This window comes from Yoonia vestfoldensis SKA53, assembly GCF_000152785.1.
Lineage (GTDB): Bacteria > Pseudomonadota > Alphaproteobacteria > Rhodobacterales > Rhodobacteraceae > Yoonia > Yoonia vestfoldensis_A.
On record NZ_CH672414.1, the window covers coordinates 632757 to 653321 of the forward strand.

Annotated in this window: 18 protein-coding genes; 10 read left to right on the forward strand and 8 right to left on the reverse strand. The window is 60.9% G+C overall.

The genetic code is table 11. The annotated features are described in order from the left end of the window. Positions 1 to 7: 7 nt before the first annotated feature. Entirely contained in the window at positions 8 to 694 is a 687-nt protein-coding gene (locus SKA53_RS03180; protein WP_007204604.1) for a hypothetical protein, read from the reverse strand. A 111-nt stretch (positions 695 to 805) separates the two neighbouring features. On the opposite strand from SKA53_RS03180, the gene guaB reads away from it, so the two are divergent. The 3 genes from guaB (at position 806) to SKA53_RS03195 (ending at position 5839) form a co-directional block, all read left to right on the forward strand. After that, positions 806 to 2254 carry an IMP dehydrogenase gene (guaB, locus tag SKA53_RS03185; protein WP_007204605.1) on the forward strand — a complete coding sequence of 483 codons (1449 nt, stop codon included), beginning with the start codon at positions 806 to 808 and terminating at the stop codon, positions 2252 to 2254. Continuing rightward, entirely contained in the window at positions 2254 to 3423 is a 1170-nt protein-coding gene (locus SKA53_RS03190; RefSeq protein ID WP_007204607.1) for an RsmB/NOP family class I SAM-dependent RNA methyltransferase, read from the forward strand. Before guaB ends, SKA53_RS03190 begins: the two co-directional genes overlap by 1 nt. Before the next feature lie 169 nt (positions 3424 to 3592). Next, positions 3593 to 5839: an ATP-binding protein gene (locus SKA53_RS03195; protein ID WP_007204608.1), complete on the forward strand. Its 2247-nt coding sequence runs from the start codon at positions 3593 to 3595 to the stop codon at positions 5837 to 5839. Here the strand turns inward: SKA53_RS03195 and SKA53_RS03200 are convergent. From SKA53_RS03200 to SKA53_RS15375, 4 genes are read right to left on the reverse strand one after another with little or no spacing between them, the layout of a single operon-like run. Continuing rightward, entirely contained in the window at positions 5836 to 6837 is a 1002-nt protein-coding gene (locus tag SKA53_RS03200) for a glucokinase (protein ID WP_007204609.1), read from the reverse strand. The two genes, SKA53_RS03195 and SKA53_RS03200, sit on opposite strands and share 4 nt — an antisense overlap. An 8-nt stretch (positions 6838 to 6845) precedes the next feature. Next, on the reverse strand, positions 6846 to 8168 hold the full coding sequence (locus SKA53_RS03205) for a GH1 family beta-glucosidase (RefSeq protein WP_007204610.1): 1323 nt from the start codon (positions 8166 to 8168) through the stop codon (positions 6846 to 6848). Between the two features lies 1 nt (position 8169). Then, positions 8170 to 9201 carry a substrate-binding domain-containing protein gene (locus tag SKA53_RS03210; protein ID WP_040483095.1) on the reverse strand — a complete coding sequence of 344 codons (1032 nt, stop codon included), beginning with the start codon at positions 9199 to 9201 and terminating at the stop codon, positions 8170 to 8172. A gap of 14 nt (positions 9202 to 9215) precedes the next feature. After that, positions 9216 to 9497: a hypothetical protein gene (locus SKA53_RS15375; protein WP_131494565.1), complete on the reverse strand. Its 282-nt coding sequence runs from the start codon at positions 9495 to 9497 to the stop codon at positions 9216 to 9218. Between SKA53_RS15375 and SKA53_RS03215 the strand changes: the two genes are divergently transcribed. From SKA53_RS03215 to SKA53_RS03240, 6 genes are all read left to right on the forward strand, one after another. Then, positions 9487 to 10752, forward strand: coding sequence for an ABC transporter substrate-binding protein (locus SKA53_RS03215; protein ID WP_007204612.1), 1266 nt, complete (start codon positions 9487 to 9489; stop codon positions 10750 to 10752). The genes SKA53_RS15375 and SKA53_RS03215 overlap by 11 nt on opposite strands. Positions 10753 to 10834: 82 nt before the next feature. Beyond that, a complete protein-coding gene (locus SKA53_RS03220; protein ID WP_040482773.1) occupies positions 10835 to 12058 on the forward strand; it encodes a carbohydrate ABC transporter permease in 1224 nt (407 codons plus the stop codon). Next, entirely contained in the window at positions 12058 to 13212 is a 1155-nt protein-coding gene (locus SKA53_RS03225) for a carbohydrate ABC transporter permease (protein ID WP_007204614.1), read from the forward strand. Before SKA53_RS03220 ends, SKA53_RS03225 begins: the two co-directional genes overlap by 1 nt. A gap of 85 nt (positions 13213 to 13297) precedes the next feature. Next, on the forward strand, positions 13298 to 14914 hold the full coding sequence (locus SKA53_RS03230) for an alpha-glucosidase (protein WP_007204615.1): 1617 nt from the start codon (positions 13298 to 13300) through the stop codon (positions 14912 to 14914). A gap of 23 nt (positions 14915 to 14937) precedes the next feature. Continuing rightward, on the forward strand, positions 14938 to 16029 hold the full coding sequence (locus tag SKA53_RS03235) for an ABC transporter ATP-binding protein (RefSeq protein WP_007204616.1): 1092 nt from the start codon (positions 14938 to 14940) through the stop codon (positions 16027 to 16029). Positions 16030 to 16089: 60 nt separating this feature from the next. Next, a complete protein-coding gene (locus SKA53_RS03240) occupies positions 16090 to 16863 on the forward strand; it encodes an HpcH/HpaI aldolase family protein (RefSeq protein ID WP_040482774.1) in 774 nt (257 codons plus the stop codon). 57 nt (positions 16864 to 16920) lie between these two features. Here the strand turns inward: SKA53_RS03240 and SKA53_RS03245 are convergent, their stop codons facing one another. The 3 genes from SKA53_RS03245 to SKA53_RS03255 are packed head-to-tail and all read right to left on the reverse strand — an operon-like array spanning position 16921 to position 19243. Beyond that, the gene (locus SKA53_RS03245) at positions 16921 to 17985 is read right to left on the reverse strand and encodes a methyltetrahydrofolate cobalamin methyltransferase (protein ID WP_007204618.1); all 1065 of its coding nucleotides are present in this window, start codon (positions 17983 to 17985) and stop codon (positions 16921 to 16923) included. Positions 17986 to 17994: 9 nt separating this feature from the next. Beyond that, complete coding sequence (locus tag SKA53_RS03250) at positions 17995 to 18918, reverse strand: methylenetetrahydrofolate reductase (protein WP_110549064.1); 924 nt, start codon at positions 18916 to 18918, stop codon at positions 17995 to 17997. Between the two features lie 28 nt (positions 18919 to 18946). Beyond that, positions 18947 to 19243: a virulence factor gene (locus SKA53_RS03255; protein ID WP_040483096.1), complete on the reverse strand. Its 297-nt coding sequence runs from the start codon at positions 19241 to 19243 to the stop codon at positions 18947 to 18949. Positions 19244 to 19446: 203 nt separating this feature from the next. On the opposite strand from SKA53_RS03255, the gene SKA53_RS03260 reads away from it, so the two are divergent. Next, positions 19447 to 20559 (forward strand): Ppx/GppA phosphatase family protein, encoded by a 1113-nt coding sequence (locus tag SKA53_RS03260; RefSeq protein WP_007204621.1) that lies wholly within the window; start codon positions 19447 to 19449, stop codon positions 20557 to 20559. Positions 20560 to 20565 lie beyond the last annotated feature (6 nt).

The window sequence follows — 20565 nt, forward strand, 5'->3', positions numbered from 1 at the left end:
CCCGACTCTACCGCACCACATCCACGCCCCAGAGCCAGACCGCCAGCGGCACCGGCGCCGTGGCAAGGGCGATCACCAAAAGCGTCGCGGTAGTCCCGAACAGCCGGCTCAACCCTGCGACCAGCATGATCCCGCCACCGCCGCCCACAGCAATATTGCCCGGCGTGTTGATCGCCAGCGCCACGGTGACATAACGAAAACGCAAAAACACTGGCGCTAGCCAGGCGGGCATCTTTTGCTGCAGCAACCGCAGCCGGTCAGCGCGCGCAAGGCCGTCCACCCGGTCCAGCCAGCCCGCCAGCCGGTGCAACCGCAGCCCCCGCAACAGCCCGATCAGCCACAGCAGCGACACATATTGCCCGATCACAAAGGCCAGCGACAGCCCGCAAACCGTGGCAAGATAGACGAAAGGCGCGGCCTTGGCCCCTTGGATGATCAACAGCGCCACGCCGATTTCGACGCCAGGGACAAAGGGTGTGGCCAGAACGATGGCATACAGGATCAGCACAGCCACCATCAGCCCTGACATCGCGCGCAATGCTGCATCCTGTTCCAGCCGCACGATCTGTGTCTGCAGCCAGTCAAACCCCAGCACAGCCAGCCCAACCACCGCCAGTACCGCACAAAAGCGCAGCCCGAGCCGGACAAGATAGGCCGGTCTGGGCAGGTCGGGACAGGGGTGCTGGTCAATCATGCCGCACCATGCGCGGGCGGCTTTGCGGCTTCAAGCGGTGATTTGACCTTTCGGCGCGGGACTATCCATGCGATAGGGACGCGCCAACAGCCCCCGAACGGAGACAGGTTGATGGAGATTCGTGAAGCCCTGACATTTGATGACGTCTTGCTGGTCCCTGCAGCATCGAGCGTCTTGCCATCGACGGCCGATACACGCACCCGCGTGACGGGGTCCATCGCGATGAACATCCCCTTGTTGTCCAGCGCCATGGATACCGTGACCGAGGCGCGCATGGCCATTGCGATGGCACAGGCGGGCGGCATCGGCGTTGTCCACAAGAACCTTGATATCGCGCAGCAGGCCAATGAAATCCGGCGCGTGAAACGGTTTGTATCTGGCACGGTCTATAACCCGATCACGCTTCGCCCCGACCAGACGCTGGCCGATGCCAAGGATCTGATGGACCGCTACCGCGTCACCGGTTTTCCGGTCGTTGGCCCCGATGGCCGGGTGATCGGTATCGTCACCAACCGCGACATGCGCTTTGCGCAGGACGATAAAACCCCCGTCAGCGTGATGATGACGACCGAAAATCTGGCGATCCTGCATGAACCTGCGGATCTGGACGAAGCCCGTTCCCTGATGCAGGCCCGTCGCATCGAAAAGCTGCTGATCACCGATCATGCAGGCAAGCTGACCGGTCTTTTGACGCTCAAAGACAGCGAACAGGCCGTGCTGAACCCGATGGCCTGCAAGGATGCGCTGGGGCGGCTGCGGGTGGCTGCTGCGTCCGGCGTTGGCGATGCAGGGTTTGAACGGTCGCAGGCGCTGATTGATGCAGGCGTTGACATGATCGTGATCGACACCGCGCATGGCCATTCCGAAGGCGTGGCGCGCGCTGTCGAACGGGTCAAAGCGCTGTCGAACGAGGTCCAGATCGTTGCAGGCAATATCGCCACGGGCGAGGCGGCACGCGCCCTGATCGGCGTAGGCGCTGACGCGGTCAAGGTCGGTATCGGCCCCGGGTCGATCTGCACCACGCGCATGGTGGCCGGTGTCGGCGTGCCGCAGTTGACCGCGATCATGGATTGCGCGCAGGCCGCGGGCGACGTGCCGGTGATCGCCGATGGCGGCATCAAGTTTTCGGGCGATTTTGCCAAGGCGATTGCGGCGGGGGCGTCTTGTGCCATGGTCGGCTCGATGATCGCCGGCACCGACGAAAGCCCGGGCGAGGTGATCCTCTATCAGGGTCGGTCGTTCAAGGCTTACCGTGGCATGGGCAGCCTTGGCGCGATGGCCAGCGGCTCTGCCGACCGTTATTTCCAGAAAGAGGCCGCCAGCGACAAGCTGGTCCCCGAAGGCATCGAGGGCCAGGTGCCTTACAAAGGCTCTGCGCATGCGGTGGTGCATCAGCTGGTGGGCGGCTTGCGCGCAGCGATGGGGTACACCGGCTGCGCCACGGTCGAGGAAATGCGCAAGAACTGCACCTTTGTGCGGATCACGGGGGCAGGGCTGAAGGAAAGCCACGTCCATGACGTGCAGATTACCCGTGAAAGCCCGAATTACCGGGTCGGCTGATGACCCCCGGCGCGCGCGTCGCTGCTGCCATTACCGTGCTTGACCAGATCGGCGGCGGGGCCTTTGCCGAACAGGCGTTGACAGGTTGGGCGCGCGCGAGCCGTTTTGCCGGTGCCAAGGACCGCGCCGCGGTGCGCGACCATGTCTTTGATGTGCTGCGCTGCCGGCGGTCGCTGGGTGAGAGTGACGGACGGCTGTTGATGGCGCGGTTGTTGCAGCGCGATAATGTCGATCTTTCACATATTTTCAACGGCTTGGACCATGCTCCTGATGTGTTGAGTGAGACTGAGGCTGCTGCCCTTGCTTTGCCTTTGGCGTTGTCGGACGCGGCTGCCTGCGATCTGCCGGATTGGCTCTGGCCGGTCTGGCAGGCCAGTCTGGGCGCAGATGCGCTGCAGGCTGCGCAGGCGCAACAGGCGCGCGCGGATGTGTTCTTGCGGGTCAATCAACGGCGTATCACATTGGCCGCAGCGATGGCCGCGCTTGCGCAGGACGGGGTTACGGCACAGGCACATGATACGGTGGATGGCTGCCTGCGGGTGCTGGACAATCCCCGCCGGATCAGGACGGCGGCGGCCTATCTGACGGGTCTGGTCGAATTGCAGGATGCGGCGTCACAACGCGCGGTGCAGATGGTGCCGGTGGCTGCAGGCGCGCGTGTGCTGGATTATTGCGCAGGTGGCGGCGGTAAGGCGCTGGCCTTTGCTGACAGGCATGTGGCGGACATCTTTGCCCATGATATCGCGCCCGCGCGGATGGCCGATCTGCCGGATCGCGCGGCACGGGCGGGGGTGGTGATCACCAGGCTGGCACCCGATCAGGTCGCGGATCACGCGCCATTCGATGTGGTTTTCTGCGATGCGCCGTGCAGTGGCAGTGGCACATGGCGGCGCAGCCCCGATGCGAAATGGCGCTTGACGCGCGACCGGCTGGACGCGCTCTGCGCCATTCAAAATGACGTGATTGGCCGTGCGGCAACATTTGTCGCCCCACAAGGCCTGCTGGCCTATGCCACCTGTTCGGTGCTGCAAGACGAGAATGACGCGGTGATAACGCGGTTTTTGCACTGCAATCCAGCATGGTCGGTCATGCTGCGCGATCAGCGGCTGCCCGGGCCTGATGGCGACGGGTTTTTCCTGTCGGTATTGGCCCAAAACAATATTTCTTAGCCGTGCGACGAAATATCCTGTATTAATTAATGATTAAGATGTTTTCACTAGCCTGAGTGGATACTGCTGAGGGAGGTGACCTTTGCCAGACAATCCAACGATTGCAAGGCCCGCTTCGCCCGCTGCGGCCCGTTTGGCATTGGTTCCATGGGTATACATCGCGGCTGTATTGGTTCTGATTGAGGCGCAGATGACCGAGGAGGGCATGCTGCGCATCGGTCTGATGACGGCGGGTGGCTTGCTCTTGGTGTTGGCAACGGTGCTGGCTGGACGGGTCGCCTTTGGCTATTGGCGCAGCAAACAGCTTGAGACGACGGCCATCCGGCTGATGCAGGACGATCTTGATTGCGCCTTTCTGACCGATGCCGTGGGGCAGGTGCGCTATGCCAATACCGCGGCGGTCATGCGGTTCGGCAATTGCGCGGGGTGGCGGCTGGCCGATCTGTTCGGCAGCTTTCTGGCCAACCCGCATCCTTTTTTGCAACGTCTGTCGCATAGCGCGCATCTGACCGGCGGCAGCAAAGAAGACGTGATCACGCGCAGCGGGCATTTCCGGCTGAGCGTGGTTGTGATCGGCCCGGCGCTGCGGTTGTGGCGCATGGATGATCTGGGCGATCAGGCGGTGGCCGCTGCACGCCAGCACGAGAACCTGCCGCTGCCAATGATGACGCTGGGGCCGAACAACGCTGTGTTGCATATCAACGTCGCCTTGCGCAGCTTGCTGGGCCGTAGCGTGGCGAATATTGATGATCTGTTCGACGATCTGCCCTTGGCCCCCGGACAGCGCCATATGCTCAAGACCGCGCAAGGCCCGCAGCCGGTGATCGTGGCCGTCGCCGAAGGCTGGGGCGGCGCGCGCGATATCTATCTGCTGGCCGATCAACGCGGCGATGGGCCGCGGTTTTTCACCGCTGGCTGGCATGCGATCGAGGATCTGCCGATCCCGCTGCTGAAAATCGCCCGTTCGGGCGAGATTTTGGGCACCAATCGCGAATCGCGCCAATTGCTGCGGATTGTGAACACCGATGGTCTGAAACTGACCGACCTTCTTGAAGGGTTGGGGCGGCCGATCAACGACTGGCTGCGTGAAGCCTTCGAGGGGCGCAGCGGTCGCAGCCCGCAATTCCTGCAAGGGCGCGGCCAAAGCCAGGACACATTCGTGCAGGTCACGCTGAATGCGGCGGGTGGCACGACCGACCCGCATCTGATCGCGGTGCTCGATGACGTGACAGAGCTGAAATCGCTCGAGGCGCAATTCGTCCAAAGCCAGAAAATGCAGGCCATCGGCCAGCTTGCCGGTGGTGTGGCGCATGATTTCAACAATTTGCTGACCGCGATTTCGGGGCATTGCGATCTGCTGTTGTTGCGCCATGACGAAGGCGACCAGAATTATAGCGACCTGATTCAGATCCACCAGAATGCCAACCGCGCGGCCAGCCTTGTCGGGCAATTGTTGGCGTTTTCGCGCAAACAGACCCTGCAGCCAGAGGTGATTGACCTGCGTGAAACGCTGTCGGACCTGACCCATTTGCTGAACCGGTTGGTGGGGGAAAAGGTGACATTGACGCTGGACCATGATCCCGACCTGCTGCCGATCAGGGCGGACAAGCGGCAGTTGGAACAGGTATTGATGAACCTTGTCGTGAATGCGCGCGATGCGATGCAGGGGGCGGGCGACATTCGTGTCACCACCCAAAACCTGCGCCTGCGCGACCCGATGGTCAAGGACCGCGCCGTCGTGCCATTGGGGGATTATGTGCAGGTCAAGGTGATTGACCATGGCCATGGCATCAGCCCAGACAAGCTGCACAAGATCTTTGAACCTTTTTATACCACCAAACGCCCCGGCGAAGGCACGGGGCTTGGCCTGTCAACGGCTTACGGGATCGTGAAGCAGACCGGCGGCTATATCTTTGCCGATAGCGAAGTGGGCAAAGGCACGGAATTTACGCTGCTGTTTCCGCGCGATAACCGCCCTGACGAGCCGGTGGTGGTGCCCGAACCCACGCGCCGCGAGCCGGTTGACGGCCCGGCCACCGGTGTCGTGCTGCTGGTCGAAGACGAGGCACCGGTGCGTGCCTTTGCGTCGCGTGCCTTGCGCCTGCGCGGCTATAGCGTGCTAGAGGCCGATTGCGCCGAGACCGCGCTAGCGATGCTCGAAGATTCGGCGCTTCATGTCGATCTGTTCGTCACCGATGTGATCATGCCCGGCATGGATGGGCCGACTTGGGTGCGCCAGGCACGCGAGGCCAGACCGGACACCAAGGTCGTGTTCATTTCGGGTTATGCCGAAGATGCGTTCAGCGACAGTCAACCGCAGGTCGCCAATGCGATCTTTCTGCCCAAACCGTTTTCGTTGATCACTTTGACGCAGACCGTGCAGGACCAATTGGCCGAAACCTTGCCCGCAGCTTAGCTGCTGCTCTGTGCGGCCAGCGATCCGGTCGCGCCCAATGCGACCAGATGCGCCGCCGATCCGGTCAGGGCGGCATAATCATCCTCGATCACATGGACGGCGAAATTGCCCATGAAGCCTGCGAAACGGCCCTTGTCGCGGAACGCCTCGGCAAAGCCGAAACGCGTCAGATGCGGGGCAAAGGCCCGCGCGACACCGCCCACCAGATAGACGCCGCCAAAGGGCAGCTGGATCAGGGACAGGTTGCCGCAGACCGTGCCAAGGATGCGGGTAAACAGGCGTGCCGCGGCAACGGCGCGCGGATCGCTGTCATCGGCACAGGCGGCCATGATGTCTTGTGCTGCCGCCTCGCGCGGGTCGCTGTCTTCGTTGCCCAAAAACGCATAGACCCGTTCCAGCCCGCGCCCTGACAGCACATCCTCGACCGCTGGAAAGCCGTGGGCGGTGGACACGAATTGGCACAGGCGCAATTCCATCTCGTTGCGGATCGGCAGATTGGCATGGCCGCTTTCGGACGGCGTGACGATCCGGCCTGCGGGCAGATCGAACACAGGGGCCGCGTTGAACCCTGTGCCGATGCCGATCACGAGCTTGGCCGCCTGCGCGCCGGTGTCGGGACCAGGCAGGATCGTGCGGATATTGGCTGCGTCCAGATACCCCAGCGCATGGCCCTGCGCCTGCAGATCGTTCAGGATAGCAACGGTTTCAGCCTTGGTCGCGCGTTGCAGCGTCGTTTTGTCGATGGTCCAGTCCAGATTGGTCATCGTCGCGCGCCCGTCGCGCACCGGGCCTGCCACGGCCACGCAGGCTGCAACAGGATCGACGCCGCCTTCGTCCGCGATATAGCGGCGCAGCACCGATTCTAGCCCCGGAAAATCCGCATTCGCATAGCGCCGGATCGTGCTTGTGATGATGCGCCGCCCGTCTGCAAGGGCCACACGCGTATTGGTGCCACCGATATCGGCGACAAGTGCATAGCTGTTGGCAGGGTGGGACATGGGGCTTCCTAGCGCGCGATGGCGGATTTGAAAGCGTGATAGGATGCTTTGGGCGTCCGCTTCAAGGTGTCGAAATCCACATGGACCATCCCAAACCGTTTTTCATAGCCAAAGGCCCATTCGTAATTGTCCAAAAGTGACCAGTAAAAGAACCCCTGCACATTGGCCCCTGCCGCGATGGCGCGGCTTGTGGCGGCGATATGTTCCGCGATAAACTGAATCCGTTCTGGGTCATCGACCGCACCGTCTACGACATGGTCATCCCAGGCGATCCCGTTTTCGGTGACGAACAGCGGCAGATCACCGACATAATCATCCGCCAGCCGCGTTAGAAAGGATTGCAACCCGTCGGGATAAATCTCCCAGCCCATCTGGGTTTTCGCGCCCGGCCCTTCATGCGATGCCAGATGCGGCCAAGGTTGGGCCAGATCAGTCGTGACCTGATGGCGTGTGTAATAATTGACGCCCAGAAAATCCACGGGCTGGCTGATCTCGGCCATGTCGTCGCGCCAGCCCGCGGGCATATGGGCGGCGAAACCGGCCAAAGCCTCGGCAGGATAGGTGCCTTTGGCGATGGCCTCGATAAACCAGCGGTTCATGATCGCGTCCCATGTGGCCACGGCCTGTGCCGCCCCTGCGCTGTCATCCAGCGGCGCGGTATGGTCGAAATTCAGCACCACGCCGCAATTCTGCATCCCCTTGGCGCGCAGCCGTGTCATCGCCATGCCATGGGCCAGATTGATATGATGCATCGCGCGCGCCGTGGCGCGGATATCGCGCAGGCCCGGCGCGTGATGGCCCAGAAAATGCGAAAGATACGCCACGCACCAGGGTTCGTTGATCGTGGCGATGGCATGGACGCGGTCCCCGATCCGGTCGGTGATCACATCGGTGAAATCGGCAAAGGCGGCACAGGTGTCACGGTTGGTCCAGCCGCCCTGATCGGCCAGCGCAGACGGCAATTCCCAATGATAGAGCGTCTGAAACGGCTTTAACCCGCGTTCCAGTATCGCATCGACCAGCCGGTCATAGAAATCAAGACCTGCGGGGTTCACCGTCCGCCCGTCCGGCATGACCCGCGCCCAGGATGTCGAAAACCGGTACGCATCCATGCCCGCATCGCGCAGCAGGTCCAAATCTTCGGCAAAGCGGTGATAATGGTCGCAGGCCAAGGCGCCGTTTTCGGCGCGCAGGACATTGCCGGGGGTGGCGGCGAATGTATCCCAATGCGTGGGGCCTGCACCGCCGAATTGATGCCCTTCGATCTGATAGGCGGCGGTGGCGGCCCCGAACAGGAATCCTTCGGGAAAATCGCTGCGTTTGAATTGCATGTCAGTCCTTTCTGGGGGCGGGTCCGGTGGAACGACCCACCATCAATTCAGCTTCGAGAAGCACGTTCTGATGCAGCAACTCGGGGTCCGCGATCCCGCCCAGCAGGATTTCCGCCAACCTTGCGCCCGCCGCGCGTACCGACGACCGTGTCGCGGTGAAAATCGGGATGTCGCCGCCGTTCTTGAGATAGGACAGATCATCGTCATGGGTGATGATCGACACATCGCGCCCCATGATCAGCCCCGCTTCTTCGACCGCGCGCCGCGCCCCCAAAGCCGAGATCAGCGAGGCACAGAGCAGCGCCGTCGGCGGATCGCCCAGCGCCAGCATATCGCGGGTGGATTGATAGCCAAAGTCTTCGGTCATCTCGCTGGACCGCATGATCGACGGGTCGACCGGCACACCGCGTGCGAGCAGGGCAATGGTATAGCCGTCGCGCCGCCGGTGGGCGAAATCCATGAATTCCATCCCATTGATCAGCCCGATGCGCAGATGCCCCAGATCGAGCAGGAAATCGGTGGCCCGCTGGAACGCATGGCGGTTGTTCACGTCCAGCCAGGCATAGGGCAGGGTGGCCCCCGACGACCGCCCATGCACCACAAAGGGCAGCCCGATGTCATGCAACAACCTGATCCGGCTGTCATCCAGCCGTGGCCCATGCACGACCACGCCGTCCACCGCCCGCCGCGCCTTGAGCCCGCGGTAAACCTGTTCTTCTTGTCCGTCATCGGCAGTACACAAGATCATTTCATAGCCATGCCGCGCATAAGTTTCACCCGCGCCCGCGATGAAATCCCCGAAAATCGGATTGACCATCTCGTGTTTGCTGGAAATCGGGATGACATGGCCAATGGCCAGTGCCTTGCCGGTTGCCAGCCCCTTGGCGCGGGTGCTGGGGCGATAATGATATTGCGCGGCCGCCCGTTCGACACGCATCCGTGTCGCCTCGTTCACCTCGGGGTAGCCGTTCAGCGCGCGGCTGACGGTGGTTTGGCTCAGACCCAGCTTTTGCGACAATTGTTTGAGGTTCATCCGATCGGTGTCTTTCAAAGCGCTTTCAAACTGGCGATGCAATTTAAGCAAGACAATTTGCCATCGCGCCACCTTTGATGATTTGAGTAACGCTCCATTTGCTCAAATCCAAGGCATTTTTTCACAAATGACTGCGTCATTGACAATTTTGAAACCTTGATGGAATGTGGGAACATCCAAAGCGCTTTGGTACAACGATTCCAAAGCGCAGCGAGATAAACAGAGCCGACACTTTTGGTGTCACAAAACGCACATGCCATGGCGGCATGATTGGGAGGAATATCAATGAAATTCAAACTGTATGCCAGCGTGGCAGCGGTTGCCTTGGGCAGTGCTGCACAGGCCGAACAGATCACCGTTTTCGGTCCATGGCTTGGGCCGGATCAGGCCAATGTCGAACAGGTGCTGGCCGCCTTTGCCGCCGCAAGCGGGCATGACGTGCGCTATTCCGGTTCTGACAGCTTTGAGCAGCAGATCGTGATCGACGCCGAGGCAGGCTCTGCCCCCAATGTCGCCGTGTTCCCGCAGCCTGGCCTTGCCGCCGATATGGCGCGCCGCGGCTTTCTGACACCGCTGCCTGCAGGCACCGGCGATTGGTTGCTGGAAAACTATGCAGCGGGTCAGTCTTGGGTTGATCTGGGGACGTATACTGGCCCCGAAGGCAACCCCGATCTTTATGGCTTTTTCTACAAGGTCGATGTGAAATCGTTGGTCTGGTACAGCCCCGAAAACTTTGAAGATGCAGGCTATGACGTGCCTGAAACCATGGAACAGCTGATCGCGCTGTCCGAACAGATCGTCGCGGACGGTGGCACGCCTTGGTGCATCGGTCTGGGTTCAGGCGGTGCAACCGGCTGGCCCGCGACCGACTGGGTCGAAGACATGATGCTGCGCACACAGCCCCCCGCGGTCTATGACGCTTGGGTCAGCAACGAACTGCCGTTTGACGCGCCCGAAGTCGTGAACGCGATCGAACAATTCGGCCTGTTCGCCCGCAATGACGCCTTTGTCGCCGGTGGTGCCGGTGCGGTGGCCACGACCGATTTCCGCGACAGCCCCAAGGGCCTGTTTGACAGCCCGCCCCAGTGCTACATGCACCGTCAGGCGTCATTCATTCCTGCCTTCTTCCCCGAAGGGACCGAAGTGGGTGCCGATGCAGATTTCTTCTACTTCCCTGCCTATGAATCCGAGGATCTTGGCTCGCCTGTTCTGGGTGCCGGCACACTCTGGGCGATCACCAACCCGTCTGACGCGGCCAATGATCTGATCGAGTTCCTCAAGACACCCGAGGCACATGAAATCTGGATGGGTCTGGGTGGCTTCCTGACACCGCATACCGGCGTGGATAATGCCGCCTTTGGCGACCCGACGCTGTCCAACATGAACGACATCCTGTTGGGTGCCACCACCTTCCGCTTTGACGCATCAGACCTGATGCCGGGCGCTGTGGGTGCGGGGTCTTTCTGGACCGGCATGGTCGATTATGCCGGTGGTGCAGATGCGGCTGAAGTTGCCGCAGGTATTCAGGCATCTTGGGACGCAATCAAGTAAGATTGCCAAACCTTCATCACCCGATGATCCGGCCTGCGTGCCGGGTCATCGACCCATAACGCAGCCCGAGGGAGGTTGAACGATGAATCCTGCATTACAGGGCCTCATGACGATCATCATCGGTGTCGGTGGCTGCGTCGCGTATTTCTATTTTTCCAACCAGTTTCTGGACAAGGTGCTGTTGCCCGCCAAAGGGGCCAACGCCGGCCGCAATATCAACCGTGCCAACCTGATCCGGCCGTGGTTGTTTCTGTTCCCCGCGATTGTGGCGCTGGGGCTGTATCTGGCCTATCCGGTGGTCGCGACCCTGTGGTATTCGGTGACTGACCGCAATCAGGGCGGGGCTTTTGTCGGCTTTGCCAATTACCAGCGCATGATGGCCGAACCCAAGTTCTGGGAAGCTTTGCGCAACAACATGCTCTGGCTGATCATCGTGCCTGCGGCATCGACCGCCTTTGGCCTGCTGGCCGCCCAACTGACTGACCGGATCAAATGGGGGGCGTTTGCCAAATCGCTGATCTTCATGCCGATGGCGATTTCCTTTGTGGGGGCCTCGGTGATTTTCAAACTGATCTATGACACACGCCCCGTGGACCAGAACCAGATCGGCGCGTTGAACGCGCTGTGGCTTCAGTTCGACGGCGGGATCGGATCGTTCCTGATCCTGCGGCTGTTGCCTGGTGCGCTGATGATCTTTGCCGCGGCGCTGGCCCTGTTTATGGCCTATACCAATGCGCAGGCGATCCGCGATAAAGGTTTCAGTGCGAATGCCGCGCTGCGCGCCGTGTTGATCGCGATCCTGGGCTATGTTGTCTATGCCACGCTGGGCCTGGCTTATGGGGCATTCACCAATGTCCATCCTTACGGTGAACCGCAGACATGGATGACGATTCCGGGTTGGAATTCGTTTTTGCTGATGGTGGTGCTGATCTGGATCCAGACAGGTTTCGCCATGGTGATCCTGTCCGCCGCGCTGCGCGGTATCCCCGAGGAAACGATCGAGGCGGCCATCGTCGATGGAGCCAACCCGTTTCAGGTGTTTTTCAAGATTAAGATGCCGCAGATCGCAGGCACCATCGTCGTGGTCTGGACCACGATCACGCTGGTCGTGCTCAAGGTCTTCGACATCGTTTTCGCAATGACCAACGGGCAATGGGAAACGCAGGTTCTGGCCAATTACATGTTCGACAAATTGTTCCGCGCCTCCGACTGGGGTGTCGGGTCTGCCAGCGCCATGGTGATCATGCTGCTCGTCAGCCCGATTTTGGTCTGGAACGTCTATAACGCACGCAAGGAGATGCGCTGATGGATGGGATCGCAGGGCGTACATCGGCGCTGAACTGGATCGTGCAGATATCCGTTGTGGCGCTGGTGGCGCTGTGGGTGTTCCCGACCTTGGGTCTGTTGGTGTCGTCGTTTCGCACAGCGGACCAGATTTCGGGGTCCGGCTGGTGGGGGGCAATGACAGCCAGCGAACAGAACCTGACCCTGCGCACCGCCAACCCCGGCGATGACGGGGTGCAGATGCTGGTGGATGGTGTCTATATTGTGCAGGGCCAGTTGTTCGATAAAGGGTCCGAGGCCGCAATTGGGGTGTGGGGTACGTCGTCATTGGCGATTTCCGAATTCGCCCCCGGCGACACCGCGGAGCTGTCGGATGGCGAAACGCTGACCGTGCAGGCCGATGGTGTCTATATCTGGACCAGCCCCACGCAAATGACCGGACGTGGCCAACGGGTTTTCGTGACCGCCACAACCCCGCCCGAATTCACGTTGCAGAATTACGAACGCGTCTTGTTCAGCGGCGACAGCACCGATGGCATGTCGCAGGCGTTTTTCAACACGCTGACCGTGACGATCCCCGCCACGATCATCCCGATCGTGATCGCGGCTTTTGCCGCCTATGCGCTGGCATGGATGGATTTTCCGGGCCGCGCGCTGTTGATTGCGGCGGTCGTCGGCCTGCTGGTGGTGCCGCTGCAACTGGCGCTGATCCCGCTGTTGCGCCTGCATCTGGAGATCGGGATCGGCAAAGGGTATCTGGGGACATGGCTGGCGCATACGGGGTTCGGGCTACCGCTCGCCATATATCTCTTGCGCAATTACATGGTCGGTCTGCCGCGTGACATTATCGAGAATGCCAAGGTCGATGGCGCGACCGATTTCCAGATTTTCACCAAGATCATCCTGCCGCTGTCGTTTCCGGCGCTGGCCAGTTTCGCGATCTTCCAGTTCCTGTGGACATGGAACGATCTGCTGGTCGCCAAAGTGTTCCTGATCGACGCGACAGGGGAAACCACCGTGATGACCAACCAGATCGTCGAATTGCTGGGCACACGCGGCGGCAATTGGGAAATTCTGGCGACAGCGGCCTTTGTGTCCATCGCGGTGCCTTTGGCGGTGTTTTTCGCGATGCAACGCTATCTGGTGCGCGGCCTGCTGGCCGGATCAGTGAAATAACTTTTTGAGGGTACGACATCCGGCACCACCGGATCGTCACTAGACAGGACAAGACACTATGACGGCTTTGGCTACAAACACCGAAATGGCGGTGAACAAGGATTGGTGGCGCGGTGCGGTGATCTATCAGATCTATCCGCGCAGTTACCAAGACAGCAACGGCGACGGTATCGGCGATCTTATGGGGATCGTGCAGCGCCTGCCTTATATTGCCTCTTTGGGGGTGGATGCGATCTGGATTTCGCCGTTCTTCACCTCGCCAATGAAGGATTTCGGCTATGACGTCAGCGATTATTGCGATGTCGATCCGATGTTCGGCTCTTTGGCCGATTTCGATGCGGTGGTGGAAACCGCGCATAGGCTTGGCATTCGCGTGATGATCGATTTGGTGCTGAGCCATACCAGCGACCAGCATCCATGGTTCGCCGAAAGCCGCGCCAACCGCAACAGCGACAAATCCGATTGGTATGTCTGGGCTGACCCCAAGCCCGATGGCACCCCGCCTAACAACTGGCTGTCGATCTTTGGCGGATCGGCCTGGCAATGGGATGCGCGGCGCGAACAATATTACCTGCATAATTTTCTGGTCTCGCAGCCTGACCTGAACTTTCACAGCCCCGCAGTGCAGGACGCGTTGCTGGATGTGGCGCTGTTCTGGCTGAACCGCGGGTGCGACGGGTTCCGGCTCGATACGATCAATTTCTACATGCATGACGCGGAATTGCGCGACAACCCGCCCCTGCCCAAAGAGATGCGCAACGCCAATATCGCGCCTTCGGTGAACCCCTATAACCATCAAGACCATATCCACGACAAGAACCACCCCGACAACGTCAAGTTCCTTGCGCGTCTGCGCGCCATCATGGAACCCTATGGCGCCGCTGCCGTGGGCGAGGTGGGCGATGCCCAACGCGGGCTGGAAATCATGGGCCAATATACCGCCGGCACCGATCTGATGCAGATGTGCTATGCGTTCGAATTTCTGGCCAAGGACAAGCCGACCGCTGCGCGCATCGTCGATGTAATGCGTCAGGTCGATGAGGTCGCGGGTGATGGCTGGGCTTGCTGGGCGTTTTCCAACCATGATGTCGTGCGCCATGCCACGCGGTGGGACCTGCCCGCAGGCGGCCAGCGCATGTTCGTCAGCTTGCTGATGGCGCTGCGCGGGTCTGCCTGTATCTATCAGGGCGAGGAATTGGGCCTGCCCGAGGCCGATGTCGCCTTCGAAGACCTGCAAGACCCCTACGGCATCCAGTTCTGGCCCGAATTCAAAGGCCGTGATGGGTGCCGTACGCCAATGGTCTGGGACCGCGACAACCACCACGGCGGGTTCAGCGCCGTGCGTCCTTGGTTGCCGGTGCCATCCGAACATCTGGGCCTGTCTGTTGCCGCGCAAGAGGATGAACCGGGCGCATTGCTGCACCATTACCGGCGCGCCATTGCATTCCGGCACAGCCATCCGGCCCTGAGCGTCGGGTCGCATGACAAGATGCAGGCGCAGGGCGATGTCATCTATTTCACCCGCACATCGGGCGACCAGACGATCCTTTGTGCGTTCAACGTCAGCGAGACACCATCCGATTTCAACCCGCCCGCAGGGGATTGGGTGCCGATCGGGGCCGAACTGGGCAGCGCGCATATCTCGGCAGATGGCAAATTGCATTTTGGTCCGTGGCAAGTTTGCTTCGCGCTCAAAAGGTAAGGCAAGGTTAGGGGAGTTGCGACATGGCTGAACTGAAACTGACGGGGGTCGCCAAGACCTATGGCGGGACTGTTGATGTTCTCAAGGACATCAATCTCGATATCAAGACGGGCGAATTGATCGTCTTTGTCGGGCCGTCAGGCTGCGGGAAATCGACCTTGCTACGCATGATCGCGGGGCTGGAAAAGATCACGGGGGGCGAATTGCAGATCGACGGGCAGGTCGTCAACGACGTGCCACCCGCGCAGCGCGGCATCGCCATGGTGTTCCAGTCCTATGCGCTTTATCCGCATATGACGGTGCGCGAAAACATGTCTTTTGCCCTCAAGCTCGCCAAGAAATCCAAGGCTGACATCGAAACGGCGGTGGCCCGTGCCGCCAAGATCCTGCAGCTGGAGGATTATCTTGACCGCCTGCCCAAGGCCCTGTCGGGTGGCCAGCGCCAGCGCGTGGCGATCGGGCGGTCCATCGTGCGCGACCCCAAGGTTTATCTGTTCGACGAACCGCTGTCGAACCTTGATGCCGCCTTGCGCGTGGCGACCCGGATCGAGATTGCCCAGCTCAAGGAATCGATGCCCGAAAGCACGATGATCTATGTCACCCATGATCAGGTCGAGGCGATGACGCTGGCCACCCGCATCGTCGTGCTGGCCAACAAGGGGATCGCGCAGGTCGGCACGCCGCTGGAACTGTACGAACGGCCCGAAAACGAATTCGTGGCGCAATTCATCGGCAGCCCCGCGATGAACCTGCTCGCGGGCGAGATTGTCGGCACTGGCCCCGTTACCAAGGTCAAGCTGCATGGCGGCGGCATTGTCACATCCGCTGCGCCGACCCGCGACAGCGACATGGGCCTGCAGGTCAATGTCGGCATCCGCCCCGAGGATATGATTGCGACGGATGGCGAGGATTACGCCTTTGAAGGCAAGGTCAATATCACCGAAGCCTTGGGCGAGGTGACGCTTTTGTACTTCGACAAGCTCGGCGACAATGCCGCCGTGATCGGCAAATTGCCCGGTATCCATACCGGTCTGCGCGGCACATCGGTGCGCATGGCCGCCAGCCCCGACAAGGTGCAGGTCTTTGTGAACGGCCAATCGCTTTATTATCGCTGATGGCTTGCCAGTTTCGCGCCGATGTGGTCGCATCGGCGCGAACACTGGACGAGGCAAATGATGCAAACCCCTGAAAACCGTTTGAAAACTGCTCTTGCTGCAGGGCAGGTGCAATATGGTATCTGGCTGTCCACCGGATCGGCGCAGCTTGCGGAAATGGCGGGGCTGGCCGGGTTTGACTGGTGCCTGATCGACGCCGAACACGGGCCGAACGCGCCCACCGGGCTGATCGCGCAACTCCAGGCCCTAGCTGCGACAGGTGCCAGCCCCGTTGTGCGCATCGCCAGCGCCGAGGTCTGGATGGTCAAGCAGGTGCTGGATCAGGGCTGCCAGAACGTACTGGTCCCGATGGTCGATGATGCGGCGACAGCGGCGCTGATGGCGCGCGCCATGCGCTATCCGCCCGACGGCATCCGTGGCATGGGCGCGTCATCTGCGCGCGCCTCTGGCTATGGCAGCATCCCCGATTATGCACGCACCGCCAATGCGCAGGTCTGCTTGCTGGTGCAGGCCGAAAGCCGTGCTGCACTCGAAAACATCGACGCTATCGCAATTACGGACGGGGTGGACGGTGTCTTTGTCGGCCCCGCCGATCTGTCCGCCGACATGGGCTATCCCGGCCAGCCCGACCACCCAGAGGTTCTGGCCGCCATCGACCATATCATCGCGCGCACGCGTGCCGCGGGCAAGATCGCGGGGATCATCACCTTCGACGAGGGCCGCGTTGCGGATTACGTTAGCAAAGGCGTGAATTTCATGGGCGTGTTGACTGATGTCACGCTACTGAACACCGCCCTGCGCGGTCTTGCAGGACGGATCAAACGCTCGTCTTAAAAGCCCGTCAATTCGCGCTCGCGCGAATTGACGTAATCCCTGCCGGCGGCATGAAAGTTATTTGCGCCGCCGCCCGGTCCGTGCGCGGCCTTCGCCGTCTTTGACCGGAGCGCGGTTGAAGCGGATCCATTCCGCGCCTGATGGATCGTTGTTGGTCAGAAAATTCGCGGCGCGGATCGCCTCCATTTCCTTGCCCGGACGCGGGAAGGTCGATCCCAGCCCGAACAGGGTGACAAAGGTTTCGTCGTCCAGATCCTCGGGCAGGATAATCCCCGCCGCCAGCGCCTCGGCGCGTTTTTCGGCGATTTTCAGCGGGCCGATGGGCAGGGCGACAGGGTTCATGATGGCCGATGTCATACCGGCGGCCATAGCCATCGGCAAAAAGGCATTGTTGATCCCGTGCCGGTTAGGAAGGCCAAAACTGATGTTGGAGGCACCACAGGTCGTGTTCACGCCCAGTTCCTCGCGCAGGCGGCGGACAAGGGTAAAGACCTGCAAACCGGCAGTCCCCATCGCTCCGATAGGCATCACCAAAGGATCAACGACGATGTCATGCGCCGGAATGCCGTAATCGGCGGCGCGTTCGACGATCTTTTTGGCCACGGCAAAGCGCACATCGGGGTCCTCGGAAATGCCGCTATCGTCGTTGGAAATCGCCACCACAGGCACGTTGTATTTCTTGACCAGCGGCAGGACCAGTTCCATGCGTTCTTCTTCGCCGGTGACGGAATTCAACAGCGGGCGGCCTTCGGCGGCGGCCAGCCCGTTTTCCAAGGCCCCCGGCACGGATGAATCGATGCACAGCGGCACATCGACCACGGCCTGCACCCGGCGGATCAATTCAGCCATCAAGGGCGGTTCGACGAAATTGTTGTCGGCATAGCGCGGGTCTTCGGCCATCTTGTTGGAAAAGACAGCACCCGAATTGATATCCAGCACCGTCGCACCGGCGGCGACCTGCGCGATGGCATCGGCCTCGACCCGTGAAAAATCGCCACGTTCCAACTCCTCGGCCAATATCTTGCGCCCGGTGGGGTTGATCCGTTCCCCGATCACGCAAAACGGCTGGTCAAAGCCGATGATGGCGGTCTTGGTCTTGGATTCGACAATGGTGCGGGTCATGAAAAGTCCTTAGATTTGCGAGGCGGGCAGGGCAGAGGCCCCGCCGTTGTCGATGGCCCATTGCGCATTGGTCTTGATCCCGCCCAGCGGGAAGAAATGCACATGGGTGATGTTGAAATCAGGGTTGGCGGCCTTGTGCGCGGCAAGCTGCGTGACAACCTCTGTCGGCTCGTAGGGCAGCAACAGCTTGGTCACATCCATCGCGCGCTTTTGCAACACCTTGAGCGAGGGGCCAACCCCGCAGGCGATGGCGAATTTGATCAGCGTCTGCAATTTCGCAGGCCCTGCGATGCCAATATGGATCGGGATCGTGATACCCGCATCCCGCAAGGCATCCGCCCAGGCGATGATCGGTCCCGCCTCGAAGGCGAATTGGGTGGCCATCGCCATCTGTGCATCCGATGTGTCGCTGAACCGCTGTTTCCAGCGCAATGCTGCCATCACATTGGTATCGCTGCCGTCATGGTCGATGTCGCGGTTTCCCTCTGGGTGACCTGCGACATGCAGGCGTTTGAAATCACGGAATAATCCGCTTTCCATCAGTTGCATGGAGCTGTCGAAATCACCCTGTGGCTGGGCTACGCCGCCGGCCAACAACAGCGCCTGATCGACGCCCGCCTCGCCTTGATAACGCGCGATCCAATCGGCCAGCGTGGCGCGGTCCTTGATGATGCGGGCGGGAAAATGCGGCATAACCTTGTAGCCGTCATGGGCCAGCCTGCGGGCGGTGGCGACCATGTCGTCAATCGGCGTGCCGTCAATATGGGCGATATAGACGCGGGTGCCTGCGGGCAGAAGATCGCGGAAATTTTCGACCTTTTCGGCGGTGCGGGGCATCACCTCGATCGAATAATCACGCAATAGGGCTTCGATCTCTGGATTGATCGCAGACGTTTGTGGTTCGCGGGATTTGAAAAACGGCAAGAGCGACATCAATGTCTCCTTCAGGCGGCGGGCGGGATCAGGCCCAGCCGTCATTTGCAATCAACGCTTTGATCCGGTCCTGATCATATTCGGCCACGATCCGGGCAACGGCGGCTTCGGCGGCCTCGGCATCGGTGCCATCCGTGACATAGGGGTCAGCCTTGCGGAAACCGGACATGTAATCATCGGATTCCGCCGCCCCCGATTTCATCGCGGCACGATCGATGGCCTGTTCGAAACGTTCGGGCAGGGGCAGCTTGGTGCCGCGCCGTCCACGGCCGACGATGACCTGCGCGGGCATGTCGCGCCAGTACACGATGGTGACGTCAGGCATGTGATTCCCCCTTAACCGTTTCAGCGGTTCTAGCATCGCGCGGCGACACGCAGGGTCGGTTTTCGACATCACGCGCGCGGTCCGCGACGGGCCGCGATGTCCTGCGGTATTTTCGCGCAAGACACCTGTGGCGGGGTCTTGGGCTTGTCTTGTGATCATGGGCAGCATAGGTTCTTGGTAACTCGAAATGGAGGGCGTGAATAATGACGCCCAAGCGTCCCAAAGGTGCGGGCGCGTTCCCGAAAGCGGTCGATAGCCCCGCGCCACAACTAGCCGATCCGGCCACGCTTTATGCGGCGCTGGACCTTGGCACGAATTCTTGCCGGATGCTGATTGCCCAGCCGAAGGGCAGTCAATTCCATGTCGTGGACAGTTTTTCGAAATCTGTCCAGCTTGGCCAAGGGCTTGAAAGCACAGGGCGATTGTCGCGTGCATCAATGAACCGCACGATTTCGGCGATGCGGATCTGCCGCGAAAAACTGCACCGGCACGGGGTCAAGCGGATGCGCCTTGTCGCCACCGAAGCTTGCCGGCGCGCGCTGAACGGCCAGCATTTCGTGGCACAGGTGCGCCGTGAAACAGGGTTGAACCTTGAAATCATCCGCCCCGAAGAAGAGGCGCGTCTGGCCGTAATTTCCTGCGCGCCGCTGGTTAGCGTGAACACCGAACAATTGCTGGTCGTGGATATTGGCGGCGGATCGACTGAATTGGTCTGGATCGACCTGACCAATGTGCCCAAGCGTGAACGCCCCCGCGCGATCATGCGGCTGCATGCGGGGTTCAAATCCGACCCCGGCCCCTTTGCCGCGGCCAAGGTGGTGGATTGGATTTCGGTCCCGCTGGGCGTGGCCACGCTGCGCGATCAATTCGGCGATGTCGAAGACGATGCCGCGCGTTTCGCGCTCATGAGCTGGTTTTTCGAAGAAAATCTGGAGGCTTTTGCGCCCTCTGCCAGCGCGCAATCGCGCAAGGGGTTCCAGATCATTGGCACCAGCGGCACGGTCACCACGGTCGCGGCCAGTTATCTGGGGCTGAAACGCTATGACCGGACCAAGGTGGACGGGCTGCGCATGACATCCGACCAGATCGATGCGGTGATCCGCGATTACCTGACGCTTGGCCCTGACGGACGCCGCGCTGACCCGCGAATCGGGCGCGACCGGCAGGCGCTGATCATGTCAGGGGCCGCGATTTTGCAGACCCTGATGCGGTTGTGGCCCACCGACCGGCTGTCGGTGGCGGACCGCGGTTTGCGCGAAGGGTTGCTTTATGCCCAGATGTCCGCCGATGGGGTCTTGGAAGATGCCCCGTTTTAAGGGTAA